Consider the following 16,964-nt stretch of genomic DNA (forward strand, 5'->3'; position numbering starts at 1 on the left):
CGAACCTGCAGCGATAGCCTGCCGGCAAAACAAAACAGACGGGAGGAAATGCCATGCCTGATGCAATGGTTGCTGCGCGTGCCTCTGACGCGGGGCGCGGAACCAGCCAGCAGGTCGATGTTGCCGTGGTCGGTGCCGGATTTGCCGGCCTCTATCTTCTCCATCGGCTGCGCAAGGCCGGCCTGACGGCGGTCGGCCTCGAAGAAGCCGGCGACGTCGGCGGCACCTGGTACTGGAACCGATATCCCGGCGCGCGCTGCGATATCCAGACCATCGATTACAGCTACACCTTCGATCCCGATCTCGAGACCGCCTGGACCTGGTCGGAGAAATACGCGACCCAGCCGGAGATCCTGCGCTATCTCGGCTTCGTCGCCGACCGCTATGATCTCAGGCGTGACATCCGCTTCAAGACCAAAGTCACGGAAGCGAAATGGGACGAGGCCACCGAACGCTGGCAGCTCACCACCGACGATGGCGCAGCGGTCTCCTGCCGCCATTACATCATGGCCACCGGCTGCCTCTCGGCGCCGAAGCCGCCGGAGATCGACGGCGTCAAGGACTTCAAGGGCGAGGTCTATTTCACCGGACGCTGGCCGCATGACGGCGTCAATCTCGCGGGAAAACGCGTCGCGGTGATCGGCACGGGATCGTCGGCCATCCAATCGATCCCGCTGATCGCCGAACAGGCCGCACACGTGACCGTGTTCCAGCGCACGCCGAATTTCGCATTACCGGCGCATAACGGCCCTGCGCCTTCCGATCGCATGAGCCTGCTGCAAGGCGATCGCGCGGCCTATCGCGAGCAGGCGCGCCAGTCGATGGCCGGCGTGCCCTATCCGCAGCAGACGGTCGTGAGCTGGCAATTAAGCGATGCCGAGCGTCGTGAGCGGTTCGAACGCGCCTGGGCGGCCGGCGACCTCGTCCACATCCTGACCCAGCTCTGGGCCGACCAAGCGGTCGACATCGACGGCAACAAGATCGTCCAGGACCTGATCCGCGAGAAGATCCGCGCCGCCGTCAAAGACCCCGAGACCGCCGCGGCGCTGATGCCGGACGATCATCCGTTCGGCGCCAAACGCCCCTGCCTCGATACCAATTATTACGCGACCTACAACCGGCCGAACGTCACGCTGGTCAATCTGCGTCAGGAACCGATCAAGGCGATCACCGCAAGCGGCATCACGACGTCGAGGCGCATCGTCGACGTTGACGTGATCGTGTTCGCGACCGGCTTCGACGCCATGACCGGCGCGATCCGCGCCGTGCACCCGATCAGCGGACGCGGCGGCAGATCGCTCACCGATGTCTGGGCGCAGGGGCCGCAGACCTATCTCGGGCTCACCGTCGCAGGCTTCCCGAACTTCTTCATGATCACCGGCCCCGGCAGCCCGTCGGTGCTGTCGAACATGGCAGTGTCGATCGAGCAGCATGTCGACTGGGTCGTCGACCGGCTCAAAGCAATGCGCGACGCCGGCTTCACCACGATCGAGCCGACCGAGACGGCGCAGGCCGGCTGGAACAGGCACATGGCCGACTGCTCGATGGTGACGCTGCACCGGCTCGCCAACACCTGGTACACCGGCGCCAACGTGCCCGGCAAGGTGCAGGGCCTGATGCCCTATACCGGCGGCGTCGGTCCCTATCGCGGCATCTGCGACGAGGTCGTCAGCCGCGGCATGCTCGGCTTCAAGCTGACCGGCCCCGATGTCGCCGCGCAATGCAATGACGGCGAGGTGGTGCGCCTCCAGCCAGATGTGCGGCTGGTGCTGAACCTGCTGGCGTCGCTCAACCTGCCGCCGATAGAGTCGATGGGCGCGCTCGGCGCTCGCGCCTTCGTCGACGAGTTCAACAAGGGCCGCCCGGCTGGACGGCCGATCGGCGAGATCGTCGACGGCACCCTGCCCGGCGCCGACGGCCCGCTGCCCTACCGGGTGTACCGGCCGGCAACACCGGGGCCGCATCCGGTCGTGGTCTATTTCCACGGCGGCGGCTGGGTGCTCGGCGACGAGCAATCCGACGAGCCGTTCTGCCGCGACATGGTGCGGCGGACCGGCATGATGCTCGTCAGCGTCGGCTATCGTCATGCGCCCGAGCATCGTTTCCCGGCCGCGGCCGAAGACGGCTACGCGGCGACGCGCTGGATCGCGGAGCACGCCGCCGAGCTCGGCGGCAGGCCGGGCCCGGTGCTAGTCGCGGGCTGGAGCGCCGGCGGCAACATCGCCGCCGTCACCTGCCAGCTTGCGCGCGATCGCGGCGGCCCTGAGATCGCGGGCCAGCTCCTGATCTGCCCCGTCACCGACTGCACCTTCGACCGCCCCTCCTACAACGACAATGCGACCGGCTATTTCCTGACCCGGTCGCTAATGTACTGGTTCTGGGACCTCTATTGCTCGCCGGCCGACCGCACCGATCCACGCGCCTCGCCGCTCCGCGGCAAGGTCGAAAGGCTACCGCCGGCCTTCGTCGTCACCTGCGAATTCGATCCCTTGCGCGACGAAGGCATCGCCTATGCCGAGGCGATGGCAGCCGCCGGCGTCCCGGTCGAGCAGCTCAAGGCGCGTGGCCATTTCCATTCATCCTTCACGATGGTGGACGTGATCATCACCGGCGCGCCGGGCCGGGTGCAGATGGCCGAGGCCTTGCGGCGCTTCGCCGGGCTTCCGCCCGAAGTTGGTCGCGGCGATGAGACCAGCCACAGTCACACCAGCCCAGGGCATAGAATCGCCGCGGCCGCGAGCTGAAAGCGAACATTGGCCGGGAACTATTTCCCCGTCATCGCGTTTGGTGCTGTGGCATTGAGATGCAGTAATGGGTGTAGGCCCCGGTACGCAGGATCGTGTGCCGGGGTTCTTTTTGCGTGAGGCGGGACGATGGGGGACGTAGTTGGGGATTCAAAGGTCGATTTTGGTGTCCTTGCGGTGCTGCATAAATGGCCATCGCTTGCGAACCAGCGACGGTCGGACCGAGCGTCGTACCAGGTGATCGAGGGCACGCTCGACGAATGCATCTCGGCGTTCATGGCGAAGCCGGCGGCGACCCGGCATCTCTATGAGATCCGCACGATCGCGCAGCCGCCGCTGGTCACGGACATCCTCTCGCCTGAGCACATCACCGAGCTGGCGCGCCTGAGAGAATTTCTCTGATCCCCGCAGAAGCACCTCTGAGCGCAGGAACCTTCTTCCGGTTTTTCCCGTTGATGGTGATCGGAAGCGAAGGCGTGAGTGCCTCACATGCTTGAAGCCGGCGTGACAGCCCCGGTCGTGCCCTATGGCGCAGACCAGACCCTGTTCGTGGTGATCGACCGCCTCGACAAGGCGACCGAAATCCGTGTCGAGCGAAGCGATCTCGACGCCACGATTGGCGAACTCGTCGCCGGCTGCTTCAACGACCCCGTCAAGGTTATCTCCTTCAACACGCTCGAGCACTGGATGAAGGACATCTCGACCGACGTCGCCGGCGAGATTCGGGCGCGCTGCGACATCGATGGCGTGACGCTGCCCGACTATCTCAGCGACTTCGTCGAGAGCCATAGCTGAGCGTGCATGGAGGATGAAAATCAGGCGCGCCGGTACTTGCCGGCGATGACCTCGATCTCGCGGCGGCGTTCGCCCGCGAAGGTCAGGAGCTTTTCGATCGTCAATGTATCCGTGATCCGTTTGGCCAGCCGCTCGGCGCGTGCGGCCTGATCTTCGAGATACTGGATCGTGGTCAAACGCCGCCCCCAATTGCTTCGGTGGATTCCCGAATTGCTCGGTATCCATGGTGCGCTGGAGGCGGCTAACAGTCGGTTAAGCACAGCATTTCGGATCGATGTCACTGCAAATTATCGCACCACGTCGAGCCGGACATTGGTGACACCCTTGTCGACCATGCCGAGCGCCTCGGCCGCGGAGGGAGAGATGTCGACCACGCGTCCGCGAACATACGGCCCGCGATCGTTGATCCTGACGGTCACGAACCGGCCGGACGAGACATCGGTGACGCGCAGCTTGGTGCCGAACGGCAGGCTGGGATGGGCCGCGGTCAATTCGTTCTTGTCAAACCGCTCGCCGCTTGCCGTCTCCGTGTCCGAATAGAAGCTGGCGACGCCGTGCGAGACGCTTTGCTTTGCATCACCGTCGGGGACGCGCGCCCGGCTGATCGGACGCGGATGCAGCGCCGCCACCCTGTGCGGTCGTTCGACAGCGGCTTGGCGGTGGGTGCCGAGATCGGCCTTCTGGCGGCCGACCGGCGATTGCGCACACGCCGCAAGCGACGCCGCGCCGATGATGGCGAGCAGGATCCGGCACAGGGTTGCCGGCGAAATCCGGGCAGTTTCGGCACGTGCAAATCGAGACATGATGCGCCCTCCGAACGGCCCCGAGTTTCGGTGGGCAATGAGGGCAGAACCTTGTCGGAACGAAAGCGCGCCTGAGGCCGCAGCCATTTCGCGTTTAGCTGTGACGATTCCACCACACTGGCTTGTCCTGAATCGAGACAGACTCGTCGGAGAGGCCCGATACGACGCGCCAGATCATCGGGCGCATCTGCGGCTGAACCTCGCCAGGCTCGGCGTCGCTCCTCGATAGCCGCGCGAGCTCGCGCCAATAGAGCCGCCGCCAGCCGGTTTTCAGGCTGGCGAGAAAGTCGAGCTCCCGTTGTGTCAGCGTGCACATCATGAACCCGATCCGGTTGCGAGAGCCGCGTCGTCAGCCGACGAGGCCTCCCATCGGCTTGACGTCGGCGCTGCCGGGAAAGACGGTTTCTGCGAGCTCCTTCTCCTCGACACGCAGATGATCCCGCAGCAGGCCCTTCAACACCGCGCGCAAATCCGTGGTCGGCCTGAGATCGCGATCCTCGAAGAGTTGCGCCGGCTTCAGGCCCGGCCAGTCCGCGATCACGCGGCCACCGGTGAGCCCGCCGCCGATCAGGAAAGCGACCGTGCCCGTACCGTGGTCCGTACCCTGCGTCCCGTTGATACGCGCGGTTCGCCCGAACTCCGTGACAACGGCCACGACTGTCTCGCGCCACGCTTCGCCCATGTTGCTCTCGATTGCGGCAAAGGCGCCGTCGAGCGCACCGAGCAGATTGTAGAGCTGGCCCGAGGCCGCGCCCTCGGCGATGTGCGTATCCCAGCCGACGAAGCCCATGGCGCCGACGCGCGGACCGTCGGGCTTGGCGAGATAGCGCGCGGCCGTGCCGGCGGCTTCGGCGAAGTAGGCGCGGACGCGCGCGATGCCGGGCGGCGCCAAGGTCGGATCGTCAGACATCGGATCGCCCGTGCCCGATGCGCCGCCGAGCGAAGCGAGCTTCATGCGGGCCTGGAGCACGGTCGCAAGCTTCGGATCGGTGTGCTGGTAGAGATCGAGCAGGCGGTTCTGCGTGTCCTCGCTCGCCGGCAACAATCGCTGCGGCACCCATGTCATGACAGGCGCCGAACCGCGCACCACCAGCGGCGTCACGGAGCCGATGCCGAGCGCGCGGCTGCCGCGCGGGTCGACACGCCCGCCGGATTCCAGCGCGAGCAGCGCGCGGTTGAGCCATCCCGAGCTGGTCATGCCGGGCTTGACGAGCCCGCTTTCCAGCACGTCCTGGCCGTCGAAATGCGAACGCTCGCGATAGGGCGTCGCGGTGGCATGGACGATGGCAGCCTTGCCGCTCTTGTAGAGCCGATGCAGGTTCGGCATCGCCGGATTGAGCGCGAAGAAGGCATCGAGCGGCAGCGCTGGCGGCTTGCCGTCCAGCACCAGCGCACGATCGCCGCGCAAGGAAATCCAGTCGGGATCGCCGACCGGCGCAACCGCGCCGAGGCCGTCGAGCGCTCCGCGCAGCACGATGACCAGCAGTCGCGGATCGCGCCCTTCGGCGCGCGCGATCCCAGGCATCTGGCTCCACGCGAACAGCGCGCCGGACCCGACCAGAAGCTCGCGCCGCGTGGGCAAATGATTGACGACGCCCATGCTCACCTCCTCTGAAAATCCGCCGACATGAACAAGAGCGCCAACGCCTGCTGCCGGCTCTCGGCACGGCCGACCGCCTGCTTCACCTCGGGCGCGATCTCGGATCCGAAGACGTCCTCGATGATCGCCTGCGGATCGGCCATGCCAGTGATGCGCTCGGCGAAATTGTTGGCGACGTCGAGCCGCCGGCCGACGCCGTCGATCCAGCTGGGCTCGTCATCCGGATAGCCCTTCGGCGCCGACGGACGCCACAGCGCCTCGCCGAGCAGTTCCTGGCCGCCGGTGAAGCGGACGGGATCGACGACCGTGATGCCGGTCGCACGCACCATGCCGACGACCCATTCGCCGGGGCGCTTGAGCTTTGACGGCGGCCCGCGCCAGGCCTCGTCCGAGGACACCATCGCAATCGCGACCTGCTTGAGATCGCCCTCTGTGTCGCGAAAGATTTTTGCCATCTGCTCGACGAGCACCGGCGGCGGATCGTCGGCGACGAAATGGCGCGCGAGCTTGGTCGCGACATGGGTCGCGGTCGCGGGATGCGCGGCGAGATCGCGCAACACGGCGCGGCCCTGCTCGGCATCCTCCTGCTCGTAGCGCTTGCCGAGCACGGTCTGTCCGCCGGGCTCGTGCAGCCGCGGATTGAAGGTGAAATCGCCGCCGTGCTGAGGATCGGCGCCCGGCGGCACCAGCGTCCAGCCGGTCAGCACATTGGCGAAGCTGATGACGTCGTCCTGGGTGTAGCCGGCGCGCACGCCGAGCGTATGCAGCTCCATGATCTCGCGCGCGAAGTTTTCGTTGAGGCCGCTGCTACGGTTGATGCCGGCCGTCGAATTCGCGCCCATCGAACCAAGATTGTCGAGATAGACCAGCATCGCCGGATGACCCTCGACGGCCAGCAGGAGATCGACGAAGCGGCCGAGCGCATTTGCGCGAACGGCTTCGCGCTCATAGGCGCCGGACATGCTCTGGATCCGGTTGGCCGAGACGCAGAAATGGTTGGACCAGAACCACACCAGCCGCTCGGCGAAACCGATGTCGGCGGAAAGCGCAGCTTCGGTGCGCACCTTGGCTTCCTGCAAATAGATCGGACGTCCGGGATCGGGAATGGCGTCGGCTGCCTGCTTGGCCGCCATCTCGGCGGCGTCCTTGTCCGCTACCTGCCCTTGCGTCTGGTCTTCCGACATGGTCGGCGTCGCCGCCACCTGCTGCTTTTTAGCCTGCTGCTGGGCCTGCTTGGCGCGCGCCGTGCGCCGCGCATTGGCATCGGCCACGGTGCGATAGGCCTTTGCGCTGGAGGGGAGGGTGGCGGCAGCGTTCAGGACGAGCGGGCGGTCGAGCTCGGCGATCAGCGCGCCGCGCGGGTCGGTCCCGACAGCCGCGATTGATCCTGGACGCGGCCCCATCCCGAAGCGATGCAGCGCCAGCACAGAATCGGCCTTTGCAGAACTGCTCATGGCGAATGCCCAATTCTTTCGAGCCTGCCGATGGTGTCGGCGCAGGCGACGAACTGTAATGCTACAGATCGTAACATTCACGACGAGAGCCGGCAAGCGGAGATTGAGACAGCGCCGTCAACAACTCGCGAGCCGCCGGTCCCGCGGACCAGCGGCAATCGTCCTAAAAATTCGGCCCGAGCGCGATTTTCGTGATCGTGCCGTTTCTGACGCCGATGCGCCATTCCGCCGAACCGTTGGCGAACTGGGCAACATAGATATCGCTGTCGAGCGCGGTGACCCCGCGGAAGGAGACCGCACGCAGCGCACCCAGCCGCGTCAGAATCGCCTGATCGAACGGAAGCTGCGCGCGTGTGATGTCGGCGACCTCAGACGTCATGCGCTCGTAGTCCGGCTGTCCCCGGCCGACGCCCTCGATGTAACGGCGCAGCATCTCCTCGCCATTGGCGATCGGAACGGCGCGCCGCGCTGCGCGACCCGGACGCGCGCCGAGGTTTGAGGCCTCGACATTGTGGAAGCGCGTTTGCCGACCCGGCACCAGGATCTCCATGCACCGTCCCGACTTGTCGGCAATCACCCACGGATTGTTCACGGTGGTGGTGGAAGCCCAGGTCATGTTGGGCCTGACGACGCTCTGCGTCTTGCGATTGCCGTCGGCATCGAGATTGAAGACCTGGATGTCGTCGCCCATCTCGTTATAGACCATGATCCTGATCGGCGAGGTGCCGGCACGGCCGCGCACGTTCGCCTCCTCCGAGCAAGGCACGATGCCACCGAGCTCGTCGTTACCGTCGGCTCGGAAGATGACATCGCCGGCCTTGCCATCGGGCTCGAGCAGCAGGCGGAATTCGGCCGTGCCGTTCTCGAACTTCGCGCCATAGATGTCGTAGCCGCCGGGGCCGACGCCGCGGAAGAAGATCGATTCCAATCCGCCGAGCGCGACGAACGTCGCGTGCATTTCATTGAGCTGGCGGTGGATCTTGGCGGCGAGCGGCGCGCTCATGCGATCGTAGTTCGGCGTGCCGGCGCGCAGATCCTCGATCCCGCGCACGATCATCTCCTTGCCGCCGACCGCCGGGACCTGCTCCCTGAAGCGATCGGGGACTGCGGCAAGGCGGCGCGCGAAATCCGCTTCGACGGCCTGAGCCACCGCCGCATCGACGCGGGCTGCGAGGCGGGCGCCGAAAACCGCACTTTGGAGCAACACGCGCGAGACCTTCGACTGCTCGTCGCGCAGGAAGATCACGAGATGGTCGCCGCGGAAGGAGAAGGCATCAGTGCCCTCGGCCAGGACTTGCGTCGTACCCTGCCCGGTTTCCTGCAACGAGAGACGGTCGCCATCGCGGCGCACGGTGAGCACGCGGTTCGGCGCAATCCTGTACCAGCCGACATATTGGTCGAGCGAGGCAGGTTCGGTCGTCGGCGCCGGCATCTCGGCGACGCGCAATGCGCGCACGTCGCGGCCGTTGAGCCGCAGCATCAGTTCGGAGGAGCGGCGTTCCGCGTCGAGCGGGAACGTGATCTCGCCGGACGAAGCCATGTAGGACGCGGTGCCGTCACTGCCGACCGTCAGGCGCAGCCGACGTTGCCCGGTGAGCTGGCCGTAGAGATCGTCACCCTCGCGGAAGATGGCGAACACCGAGCCCGGGCCCATGGCGTAGAAGTTGACGAAGGGGCGGTAATGCTGGGCCGGCACCTCTCCACTATCGGCGGCGAGCGGCGCAGGCTCCGGGGTGCGATAGGCGATCATGCCGGCGGACACGATCACGGCCGGGACGATCGCGGCCGCGATCCACAGCCGCTTGCGCCAGCCGACCGCGACCGGCATCACGGCAGTCGCGATGATGCGCTCGACGCGCGCGCGCACGGTCGAGGCCCGCGCCATCGCGAGCTCGACCGGCCGCGGGTTTACCGTGCTTGCGAAATCAAGCAGGATTTCCGCATAGGACAGCCGATCGTCGATCACCTCGATCGCCTCGGCGTCACTGATGATCTCGGCAAGTTCGGCAAGACGCGCGAGCTGCCACCAGGCGAACGGGCTGAACCAGAACACCGCGCGATTGAGGGAAGCGAGCAGGAGGATATGGAAATCGCGGTTGGCGACATGCGCGCCCTCATGCGCGAGCACCGCGAGGCGCTTCTTTGGGTCCCAGCCGGAAAATTGCGGCGGCACCAGAATGGTCGAGCCAAACGTGACGGGACCGCCGACCTCGCGGCTGACGCGCACATCGGCGTCGACCATCTGCAGACCGTTGATCGGTCTTGCCGCGCGCGCGAGGCGCCAGGTCAGACAGAGGCCGATGGCCAGCCGCAGCAGCAACAGGCTGGCAACGCCGGCATGGACGACGGTGGCGATCAGCCACCAATTGATCGAGACGCCGCTCTGCGCCGGAGAAGCAATCGCCGCGCCGGGCGCGATCGGCTGCATGGGCTGCGGCATCTCAAACATCGAGATATCAGCCGGCAGGACATCAGCCGGCACCGATACCGGCAATGGCAGCCGAGTGATCGTGACCGTCGGCCAATGCATCACCAAGGGCATCGCCAGCGATGCCAGCAGCACGACGACCCACGCCGTCATGTGGACGTGCGGATTGCGCACGCGAAACAGGTTGAGACCGAACCAGACGACGCCTCCCAGCACAAGGGAGCGCAGCGCCGCCTCCGCCAGAGTTGCGATCATTCTTTCTTCACTCCCCTCGCCTTCTTCGCCTTGGCCACCTGGTCGGCCAGCGTGCGCAACTGCTGCTGGTCGAGCATTGCATTGTCGACCATGCCGACGAGGACCTCCTCCATCGAGCCGTTGCAGAACCAGTCGACGATGCGCTGCACCGCCTTGGCCGCAACCCGCGCGCGCGCTTCGGCTGCGTGGTAGACATAGGTGCGTCCGTCCACCGTGTGCCGAGCATAGCCCTTTTCTTCCAGCCGGCGCAGCACCGTGCGGACCGTCGATTCCTTCAGCCGACGCGACAGCTTCTCGCGCACAACCTCGGCCGTGACAGGACCATGGGCCCAAACCAGTTGCATGACCTCGTGCTCGAGGTCGCCCAGGTCCGGCAAACGATCGTCCATGGCGGCTTACCTTGATTTCGCATTTTCTTGTAACGCTACAGAGCGTCGCATATACGCCCGCGCCGCGCAACGGAGTTTCTACCTGAAATGGTATCGCGTGCTGACTTAACGAGGGCGCGTTGCGACCTGCGAGGGCGGTGCGCTCCCTCTCCCGCTTGCGGGAGAGGGTTGGGGTGAGGGTGTCTCCCCAGTGGGACTCCCCAAGAGGATAGAGTCCTCACCCGGCGCGCGGGACGACGCTTCGCATCGCCCGGGCACGCCGACCTCTCCCGCAAGCGGGAGAGGTGACTGAGCCAGCCGCCAGATCGAGGCAATCAAAATCATCAGGCCTCAGTACTGCGGCTCGTACATCTGGGACTGAACCAGTCCCTTCACGTCATTGGGCGCGGGTCCGTCCGCAAGCCCGCGCTGAAAAGCGACATCGGCGACGGCGGCGGCGATACGCACCGAGACTTCGCGGATGCGCGGCAGCGCCGGGTAGAGGCTGCCTTGCGCGAGATCGTCCTTGCCGACGCAATCGGCGAGCGTATGGGCGGCCGCCATGAACATCTCATCCGTGACAAGGCGCGAACGGCTGGCGATGACGCCGAGGCCGACGCCCGGGAAGATGTAGGAGTTGTTGCCCTGGCGCGGCACGAAGGTACGACCGTTGAGCTTGACCGGGTCATACGGACTGCCGCAGGCAAACAGCGCGCGGCCCCCGGTGTAGCGGTAGGCGTCCTCCGCCGAGCATTCGGCCTTCGAAGTCGGATTGGAGAGCGCGAACACGATCGGCTGCTCGTTGAGCTCGGCCATCGCCTTGAGCACGTCGGGCGTGAAGGCACCCCCGACCGCGGCAACACCGATGATCGCCGTCGGCTTCAGCGTCCTGATCGCCGTGAGGAAGTCGGCGATCGGCGCCTGGCCGGCATGGGCATAACGGAGCTTGTGGCCGGACAGGCCTTCACGGCCGCCGACGACGAGGCCGCGGGAATCCACCAGCCAGTTGCGGCGGAGCGCTTCTGCCTCAGAGGCGCCCTCCGCCATCATCGCGGACGTCACGAGATCGGCGATGCCGGTCGCGGCCTCGCCCGCGCCGAGGAACAGGATGCGCTGTTCCTTCAGCTTGCCGCCGTTGACGCGCAGCGCCGAAAACAGGCCCGCGAGCGCCACCGCAGCCGTGCCCTGGATGTCGTCGTTGAAGACGCAGGCCTCATCGCGGTATTTGTGCAGCAGCTTGAACGCCGAATGGTTGGCGAAATCCTCGAACTGGATCAGCACTCCCGGAAAGGTCTTTCGCGCGGCGACCATGAACTCGTCGACGAAGCTGTCATAGGCCTCGCCCGTGAGCCGCCGCTCGCGCAAGCCGAGATAATACGGGTCTTTCAGCAGCTCTTCGTTGTTGGTGCCGACGTCGAGCACGATCGGCAGGCACGTTTCGGGATGCACGCCGGCGCAGGCGGAATACAGCGAGAGCTTTCCGACCGGAATGCCCATGCCGTTGGCGCCGAGATCGCCGAGGCCGAGGATGCGCTCGCCATCGGTGACGACGATCAGCTTGGCCGGATAGGGCCAGTTCTTCAGGATCTCGGCGATCTGGCCGCGATCGCGCGAGGAGATGAACATACCGCGCGGGCGCTGGAAGATCAGGCCGTATTTCTGGCAGGCGAGCCCGACCGTCGGCGTGTAGATGATCGGCTGGATCTCGTCGATATTGTCGACGACGACACGGAAGAACAGCGCCTCGTTGCGGTCATGCAACGCATTCAGCGCGACATATTTCTCGAGATCGGTCGGCAGCGTGCGCAGATTGACGAGCACGCGCTCGACCTGGGTTTCCATCGTCAGCTCGCAAGGCGGAAGCAGCCCACGCAGGCCGAGCGCATCGCGCTCCTGCGCGGTGAAGGCGGTGCCCTTGTTGAGCAGGGGATCGCGCAGCAGCGCCATGCCGTGCACGGAATCGGACGATGTCGAATGGGCGCTGACCCGAGCAGGTCTATTCACGAATCCCCCAGGGAGTTTCTTATTGAAGGGCGGTCATTGTCGGCCAGCGCTCACCTGAGATCAAGGACGCAGAAGCCTGCGGCAAGGATCGTGATCCCGCACCGCAGCGAGGTTTTCGCGACAGACGGCCGTCGTGCACGAAAAGGTTAACGCCGCAAAGCTAGACACTCCTCTCATGTGAGGGTGTGCAAGACGCGCCGCGTTGGCGGTGGGGCTCCCTCTCCCGCTTGCGGGGGAGGGTTGGGGTGGGGGTATCTCCGCGTCGGGACTGTCGAGAATCGCGGCGGATGTCCCTGTGTGGTGAGAGCCCTCACCCGCCGCGCGCGGGACGATGCTGCGCATCGCCCGGGGCTCGTCGGCCTCTCCCGCAAGCGGAAGAGGCGGAACAAGCCCGCGCGCTCTCACTCGCGGCCATCCTTTGAGACGGCCGCTGCGCGACATCCTCAGGATGAGGGAAGCGCGTGTGGCGCCGCAAGCTACTCCGCTTTGATGTCAGCGGCCTTCACGATTGGCCACCATTTCTCGGTCTCGGCCTTCTGGAAGGCTCCGAGCGCCGCGGGCGTTTGCTGATCGGGCGGGGGAATCTCCTGCCCCAATTCGCCAAACCGCTGCTTGACGGAAGCGTCGGCAAGCACGGTGACGATGGCCGCGTTGAGCTTTGTGACGATCTCCTTCGGCGTGTTCTTCGGTGCCCAGATGCCGTGCCAGTAGGAGATGTAGAGACCGGGCAGCCCCGCCTCGTCGACCGTCGGGATATCGGGCGCGGAGGCGAGCCGCGTCGGCGACGTCACCGCGAACGCCTTGATCGCACCGTTCTTGTAGTGCGGCAGCGAGTTCGAGGCCTGATCGAACATGATGTCGATCTGACCGGCCACGAGGTCGATCATCGCGGGCCCCGCGCCGCGATAGGGCACGAACTGGAAGTCGGTACCCGTCCTCTCCTTGAAGAAGACGCCGGCGACGTGGGCACCCGTGCCGGCGCCGGCCGTGCCGGCAGTCACCTTGCCGGGATTGGCCTTCAGCCACGCGATCATCTCTTTCAGAGTGTTGGCCTCGATCGACTTCCGGCCGACGATGAGCTGCGTGCCCATCGCGATCGTCGCGACCGGCTCGAAGTCGGCGATCACGTCATAGGGCAGCTTGAAGATCGCGCCGTTGAGCACATGCGTGCCCCAATGGCCGATCGTGATCGTGGTGCCGTCAGGCGTTGCGCGCGCGACGCGGGCGCCGGCGATGCTGCCGGAGGCGCCCGCCACGTTTTCGACCACGATCGTCGCGTGCAACTCGGCAGCGACCCGCTCGGACAGGATCCGCGCCAGAGTATCGGTCGGACCGCCCGCAGCGAACGGCACCACGAGGGTGATGGGACGCGATGGAAACAGCTGGGCGTTTGCCGGTGTGGCCCACGCCGCACATCCAAGCAACGCACAAATGACGATCACATGACCGCGCAGTCCAGCCCACCGCCCCCACATTCCATCCACCCTTTTTCACCGCCCGCATGTCGTCAGCGAACTGGGGCGAAGTGAACGCTGCCGGTTCAACCAAGGCAAGCGGTAAGTTTACCGAGCGACTATCCTGCCGCTCGACGCGGCGTCAGATGAGCGGCGCTGTCAGCCGGCGGTGCGATGTGCATCAGGATGGTCTGGGTGGCGGATGCGACCTCGATGCCGTTGTGCTGGAAACGCTGCTTCATGCGGCGGTTGAATTCGCGCTGCACCGGCCAGCGGCCGGCCTCGGTGCAACGGATCTGGCCGACGATCGACACCATGGCGCCGTCGACCTTGTCGATGCCCCAAAGCTCGAGATCGCCGCGGATCAGGCTGCGGAATTCGACCTCGCGGCGCATCTCGTCGACGATATCCTTGAGGATCTGGCCGGCGCGGTCGGTGTCTTCCTTGTAGGCGACGTTGACGCTGACGGACGCATTGCCGGCGCCGCGGCTGGCATTGGTGATGGTCGTGACCGCGCTGAACGGCACGATGTGCACGGCACCGTCGCCGGCCCGGAGCCTGATCGTGCGGATCGAGACGTTCTCCACCACGCCCGATAGCCCGGACACGCTGACGTTGTCGCCGACCTGGACGGTGTTCTCCAGCAGCAGGAACAGCCCGGTGATGAGGTCCTGCACCAGCTTCTGCGAACCGAAGCCGATGGCGATGCCGACGATGCCGGCACCCGCCAGCAGCGGTGCGACGTTGACGCCGATCTCGCTGAGCGCCGTGAGGCCGACGACGGTGGCGATCACGCACAGCAAGGCCGTCCGCAGCATCGGCTGAAAGGTCCGCAGCCGCGCTGCGCGCGCATAGTGCCCGTCCCGCGACAGCGAATTGATCTGGCGGTCCAGCAGCGCGTTGCTGGCTTCCCAGATCGCAGCTGCAATGAATACGGCAAGTCCGATCGTCACCACCGCCGAGATCAGCCGGCTGCCGATCTGGCCGCCATAGAACCAGACGATGGCGTCGACGCCCCAGACTTCGAGCACGGCCACCAGGCCGATGAAGGCGATGACGCCGGATACGATCTTGCGCAGCAGTGGCAGATAGCGGTTGGCGCGGATCTCGAGGCCTGGAAAGCGCTGGAGGATTTCCGGCTTGATGCGGAAGCCGCGGTCGATCAGGCCCAGCGTCAGCATGATGGCAACGCGCGTGATCAGCGCCACCGCGATGGTGCCGACGAAATATTGCAGCAGCAACGAATAGCCGTTGCGAATGTTCAGCGCCCACACGGCCCACAACGCCAGGTCGAGCGCGATGGCGAGATAATGCCAGCCGCCCGCAATGCGGTTGCGCAGTCCCGCCGCGATCCCCTGCCGGTCGGCCGGCGCGCGGATGGCTTCGGCGACCTGGCGGCGGCATTGCAGGATGATCACGACGATGAAGAGATGCACGACCAGCATCACCATGCGCAGGAGCGCGGCATAGCCGCCGCGATGCAGGCCGAGCAGCAGCGCCACATTCGCAAAGGCGATGCCGGAGACGCCGACACCGACGATACGGCGCGCCCAGATCTCGATATAGGCGGCGGTTTCGGCCTTGACCGGAAACAAGCCGAACGGTCCCGCCAGCACACGGACCACACAGATGAGCCCGCGCGAGAACGCATAGGCATTGACGACGGCGAGGATCACGAGGCGGACGGTGGTGGGCTCGCCGATCTCGGTGCCGAGCAGCGCCGTGGCGACCCCGACAAAGACCAACACGGGTAGCAGCTCGAGCAGGAAGCGTCCCAGCACGAGGGGCAGCCGCAGCATGATTTGCCAGGCCCGCGCCAGGCTGTGGCGGCGCATGTGCAGTTCGGGCGCGGGGGTGACATCGGCCACCGATGACGGGGGATCGGCAATGGGCAATACCTGCACCGGCAGACGCGCCGTTTGCGGCATGCGCCCTTCCAGGAAGGCGACGGGGCGCCGGATCAGACGGAAGATCACCCATTCGGCGCAGAAGGCGCAGCCGAACACCAGCGCGAGCTTCCAACCAATCTCGATCAGGAGATTGTAGGCCGCGGGATCGTTCGCGGTCCGCACGATCCAGTAATAGAACGCCGGGAAGTGCGTGAGCGTCCTGGCCATATCGGCGACGTCTCGCGAAATTTCGCCGATCTCCTCAGACACGGTGAGCATGAGCTGCGCACCGAGGCCGTCGGCCGCGAGCGGGATCGGCGATTTTGGTTCGGGCGCGGGCTGCTGTGCACCAGACGCATTGGCGATCACGCGCAGCGTGTCGATCATCTGCGCGCGCTTCTTGTCATCCTGCAGCGTTTCCAGCGCGCGCTTGGCCTCATCGGGCGATAACGCGGCAGCGCTGTTTGCCGCAGGCGCAGGCGGCGCGGCGCGGACGCTGGAGAGAGACGAGATCGCGATCAAGAGCGCGGCGAGAAGCGCGAAGGCAAGCTTATGCGACACGAGGGATTCCCTGGGAAAAATGAATGCGACGGCGACGTCGGGACCGTCACCGCCGAAGCACATGCATCATGTCGGATCGACGCTATTCGCCCGGGCGCTGTGTCGGAAGTTGGCCAATGAGGCGACATTCTCTTGGCATTTGCCGCGGTGCAGGAAGCGGGAACCACGATTTCAAGGCGGGACGTGCAGCGATCGGAATGCGGACACGCGGCTGGAAGCTCGGCTGCGGCCATCCTTCGAGACGCCCGCCTGCGGCGGGCCCTCAGGATGAGGGGATGCGTATGCGGCAGCATTTCAACGCAGATGGATGCAGCTGAGCCTCATCCTGAGGAGGCCGCGAAGCGGTCGTCTCGAAGGACGAGGCGCTCGCTCAGGCGCCGCCGAGACGTCATGTGCGATCGTGCTGATATGCGATCACCCTGCGTCATTCCGGGAGTCAGCCCGGAATGACGCGATGAGGAGGAGGAGAGAAGCAGGATATCGAAAGCGCGGCGGCCTCGTCACGGCCGTCCGACATGATCGCTGTGATGCAATCGGTGTGATGCAGAATACAGCGCCGGGCAGGTAGGGGCCATGCCACACTGATGCAGCCCACTAGACCTTGGCCCG

Annotated in this window: 13 protein-coding genes; 3 read left to right on the plus strand and 10 right to left on the minus strand. The window is 65.8% G+C overall.

What is annotated here, in order from left to right; genetic code table 11:
* Positions 1–53: 53 nt before the first annotated feature.
* The 3 genes from AC0L30_RS21900 to AC0L30_RS21910 all read left to right on the plus strand — a co-directional run bounded on the left by AC0L30_RS21900 (position 54) and on the right by AC0L30_RS21910 (position 3,539).
* On the plus strand, positions 54–2,744 hold the full coding sequence (locus AC0L30_RS21900; RefSeq protein ID WP_473405195.1) for a flavin-containing monooxygenase: 2,691 nt from the start codon (positions 54–56) through the stop codon (positions 2,742–2,744).
* 129 nt (positions 2,745–2,873) lie between these two features.
* A complete protein-coding gene (locus AC0L30_RS21905) occupies positions 2,874–3,146 on the plus strand; it encodes a hypothetical protein (RefSeq protein ID WP_018457466.1) in 273 nt (90 codons plus the stop codon).
* Positions 3,147–3,233: 87 nt separating this feature from the next.
* Positions 3,234–3,539, plus strand: a complete 306-nt coding sequence (locus AC0L30_RS21910; RefSeq protein WP_354170671.1) for a hypothetical protein — start codon at positions 3,234–3,236, stop codon at positions 3,537–3,539.
* Positions 3,540–3,559: 20 nt separating this feature from the next.
* Here AC0L30_RS21910 and AC0L30_RS21915 read toward each other — a convergent pair whose 3' ends face one another.
* From AC0L30_RS21915 to AC0L30_RS21960, 10 genes are all read right to left on the minus strand, one after another.
* Positions 3,560–3,715: a hypothetical protein gene (locus AC0L30_RS21915; protein WP_198288273.1), complete on the minus strand. Its 156-nt coding sequence runs from the start codon at positions 3,713–3,715 to the stop codon at positions 3,560–3,562.
* A 111-nt stretch (positions 3,716–3,826) separates the two neighbouring features.
* A complete protein-coding gene (locus AC0L30_RS21920; protein ID WP_354170668.1) occupies positions 3,827–4,342 on the minus strand; it encodes a septal ring lytic transglycosylase RlpA family protein in 516 nt (171 codons plus the stop codon).
* A gap of 94 nt (positions 4,343–4,436) precedes the next feature.
* The gene (locus AC0L30_RS21925) at positions 4,437–4,661 is read right to left on the minus strand and encodes a hypothetical protein (RefSeq protein WP_007601051.1); all 225 of its coding nucleotides are present in this window, start codon (positions 4,659–4,661) and stop codon (positions 4,437–4,439) included.
* A gap of 30 nt (positions 4,662–4,691) precedes the next feature.
* A complete protein-coding gene (locus AC0L30_RS21930) occupies positions 4,692–5,942 on the minus strand; it encodes a DUF1501 domain-containing protein (protein WP_473405196.1) in 1,251 nt (416 codons plus the stop codon).
* Positions 5,943–5,944: 2 nt separating this feature from the next.
* The gene (locus AC0L30_RS21935; RefSeq protein WP_007601047.1) at positions 5,945–7,396 is read right to left on the minus strand and encodes a DUF1800 domain-containing protein; all 1,452 of its coding nucleotides are present in this window, start codon (positions 7,394–7,396) and stop codon (positions 5,945–5,947) included.
* Positions 7,397–7,559: 163 nt separating this feature from the next.
* Positions 7,560–10,079, minus strand: a complete 2,520-nt coding sequence (locus AC0L30_RS21940) for a M56 family metallopeptidase (protein ID WP_473405197.1) — start codon at positions 10,077–10,079, stop codon at positions 7,560–7,562.
* Positions 10,076–10,468 carry a BlaI/MecI/CopY family transcriptional regulator gene (locus tag AC0L30_RS21945; RefSeq protein ID WP_007601043.1) on the minus strand — a complete coding sequence of 131 codons (393 nt, stop codon included), beginning with the start codon at positions 10,466–10,468 and terminating at the stop codon, positions 10,076–10,078. The genes AC0L30_RS21940 and AC0L30_RS21945 overlap by 4 nt, the downstream gene beginning before the upstream one ends.
* A gap of 330 nt (positions 10,469–10,798) precedes the next feature.
* On the minus strand, positions 10,799–12,451 hold the full coding sequence (locus tag AC0L30_RS21950) for an NAD-dependent malic enzyme (protein ID WP_473405198.1): 1,653 nt from the start codon (positions 12,449–12,451) through the stop codon (positions 10,799–10,801).
* Between the two features lie 476 nt (positions 12,452–12,927).
* Positions 12,928–13,926 (minus strand): tripartite tricarboxylate transporter substrate-binding protein, encoded by a 999-nt coding sequence (locus AC0L30_RS21955; RefSeq protein ID WP_473405199.1) that lies wholly within the window; start codon positions 13,924–13,926, stop codon positions 12,928–12,930.
* Positions 13,927–14,024: 98 nt separating this feature from the next.
* A complete protein-coding gene (locus AC0L30_RS21960) occupies positions 14,025–16,355 on the minus strand; it encodes a mechanosensitive ion channel domain-containing protein (RefSeq protein ID WP_473405200.1) in 2,331 nt (776 codons plus the stop codon).
* Positions 16,356–16,964 lie beyond the last annotated feature (609 nt).

The organism is Bradyrhizobium sp. MI1.11, from assembly GCF_055811255.1.

What these genes read in the sequence shown, in the direction of transcription:
- AC0L30_RS21945 (WP_007601043.1), bottom strand. Translation starts at nt 10,468, where the DNA reads ATGGACGATCGTTTGCCGGACCTGGGCGACCTCGAGCACGAGGTCATG.
- AC0L30_RS21925 (WP_007601051.1), bottom strand. Translation starts at nt 4,661, where the DNA reads ATGATGTGCACGCTGACACAACGGGAGCTCGACTTTCTCGCCAGCCTG.
- AC0L30_RS21930 (WP_473405196.1), bottom strand. Translation starts at nt 5,942, where the DNA reads ATGGGCGTCGTCAATCATTTGCCCACGCGGCGCGAGCTTCTGGTCGGG.
- AC0L30_RS21935 (WP_007601047.1), bottom strand. Translation starts at nt 7,396, where the DNA reads ATGAGCAGTTCTGCAAAGGCCGATTCTGTGCTGGCGCTGCATCGCTTC.
- AC0L30_RS21905 (WP_018457466.1), top strand. Translation starts at nt 2,874, where the DNA reads ATGGGGGACGTAGTTGGGGATTCAAAGGTCGATTTTGGTGTCCTTGCG.
- AC0L30_RS21955 (WP_473405199.1), bottom strand. Translation starts at nt 13,926, where the DNA reads ATGTGGGGGCGGTGGGCTGGACTGCGCGGTCATGTGATCGTCATTTGT.
- AC0L30_RS21910 (WP_354170671.1), top strand. Translation starts at nt 3,234, where the DNA reads ATGCTTGAAGCCGGCGTGACAGCCCCGGTCGTGCCCTATGGCGCAGAC.
- AC0L30_RS21940 (WP_473405197.1), bottom strand. Translation starts at nt 10,079, where the DNA reads ATGATCGCAACTCTGGCGGAGGCGGCGCTGCGCTCCCTTGTGCTGGGA.
- AC0L30_RS21920 (WP_354170668.1), bottom strand. Translation starts at nt 4,342, where the DNA reads ATGTCTCGATTTGCACGTGCCGAAACTGCCCGGATTTCGCCGGCAACC.
- AC0L30_RS21900 (WP_473405195.1), top strand. Translation starts at nt 54, where the DNA reads ATGCCTGATGCAATGGTTGCTGCGCGTGCCTCTGACGCGGGGCGCGGA.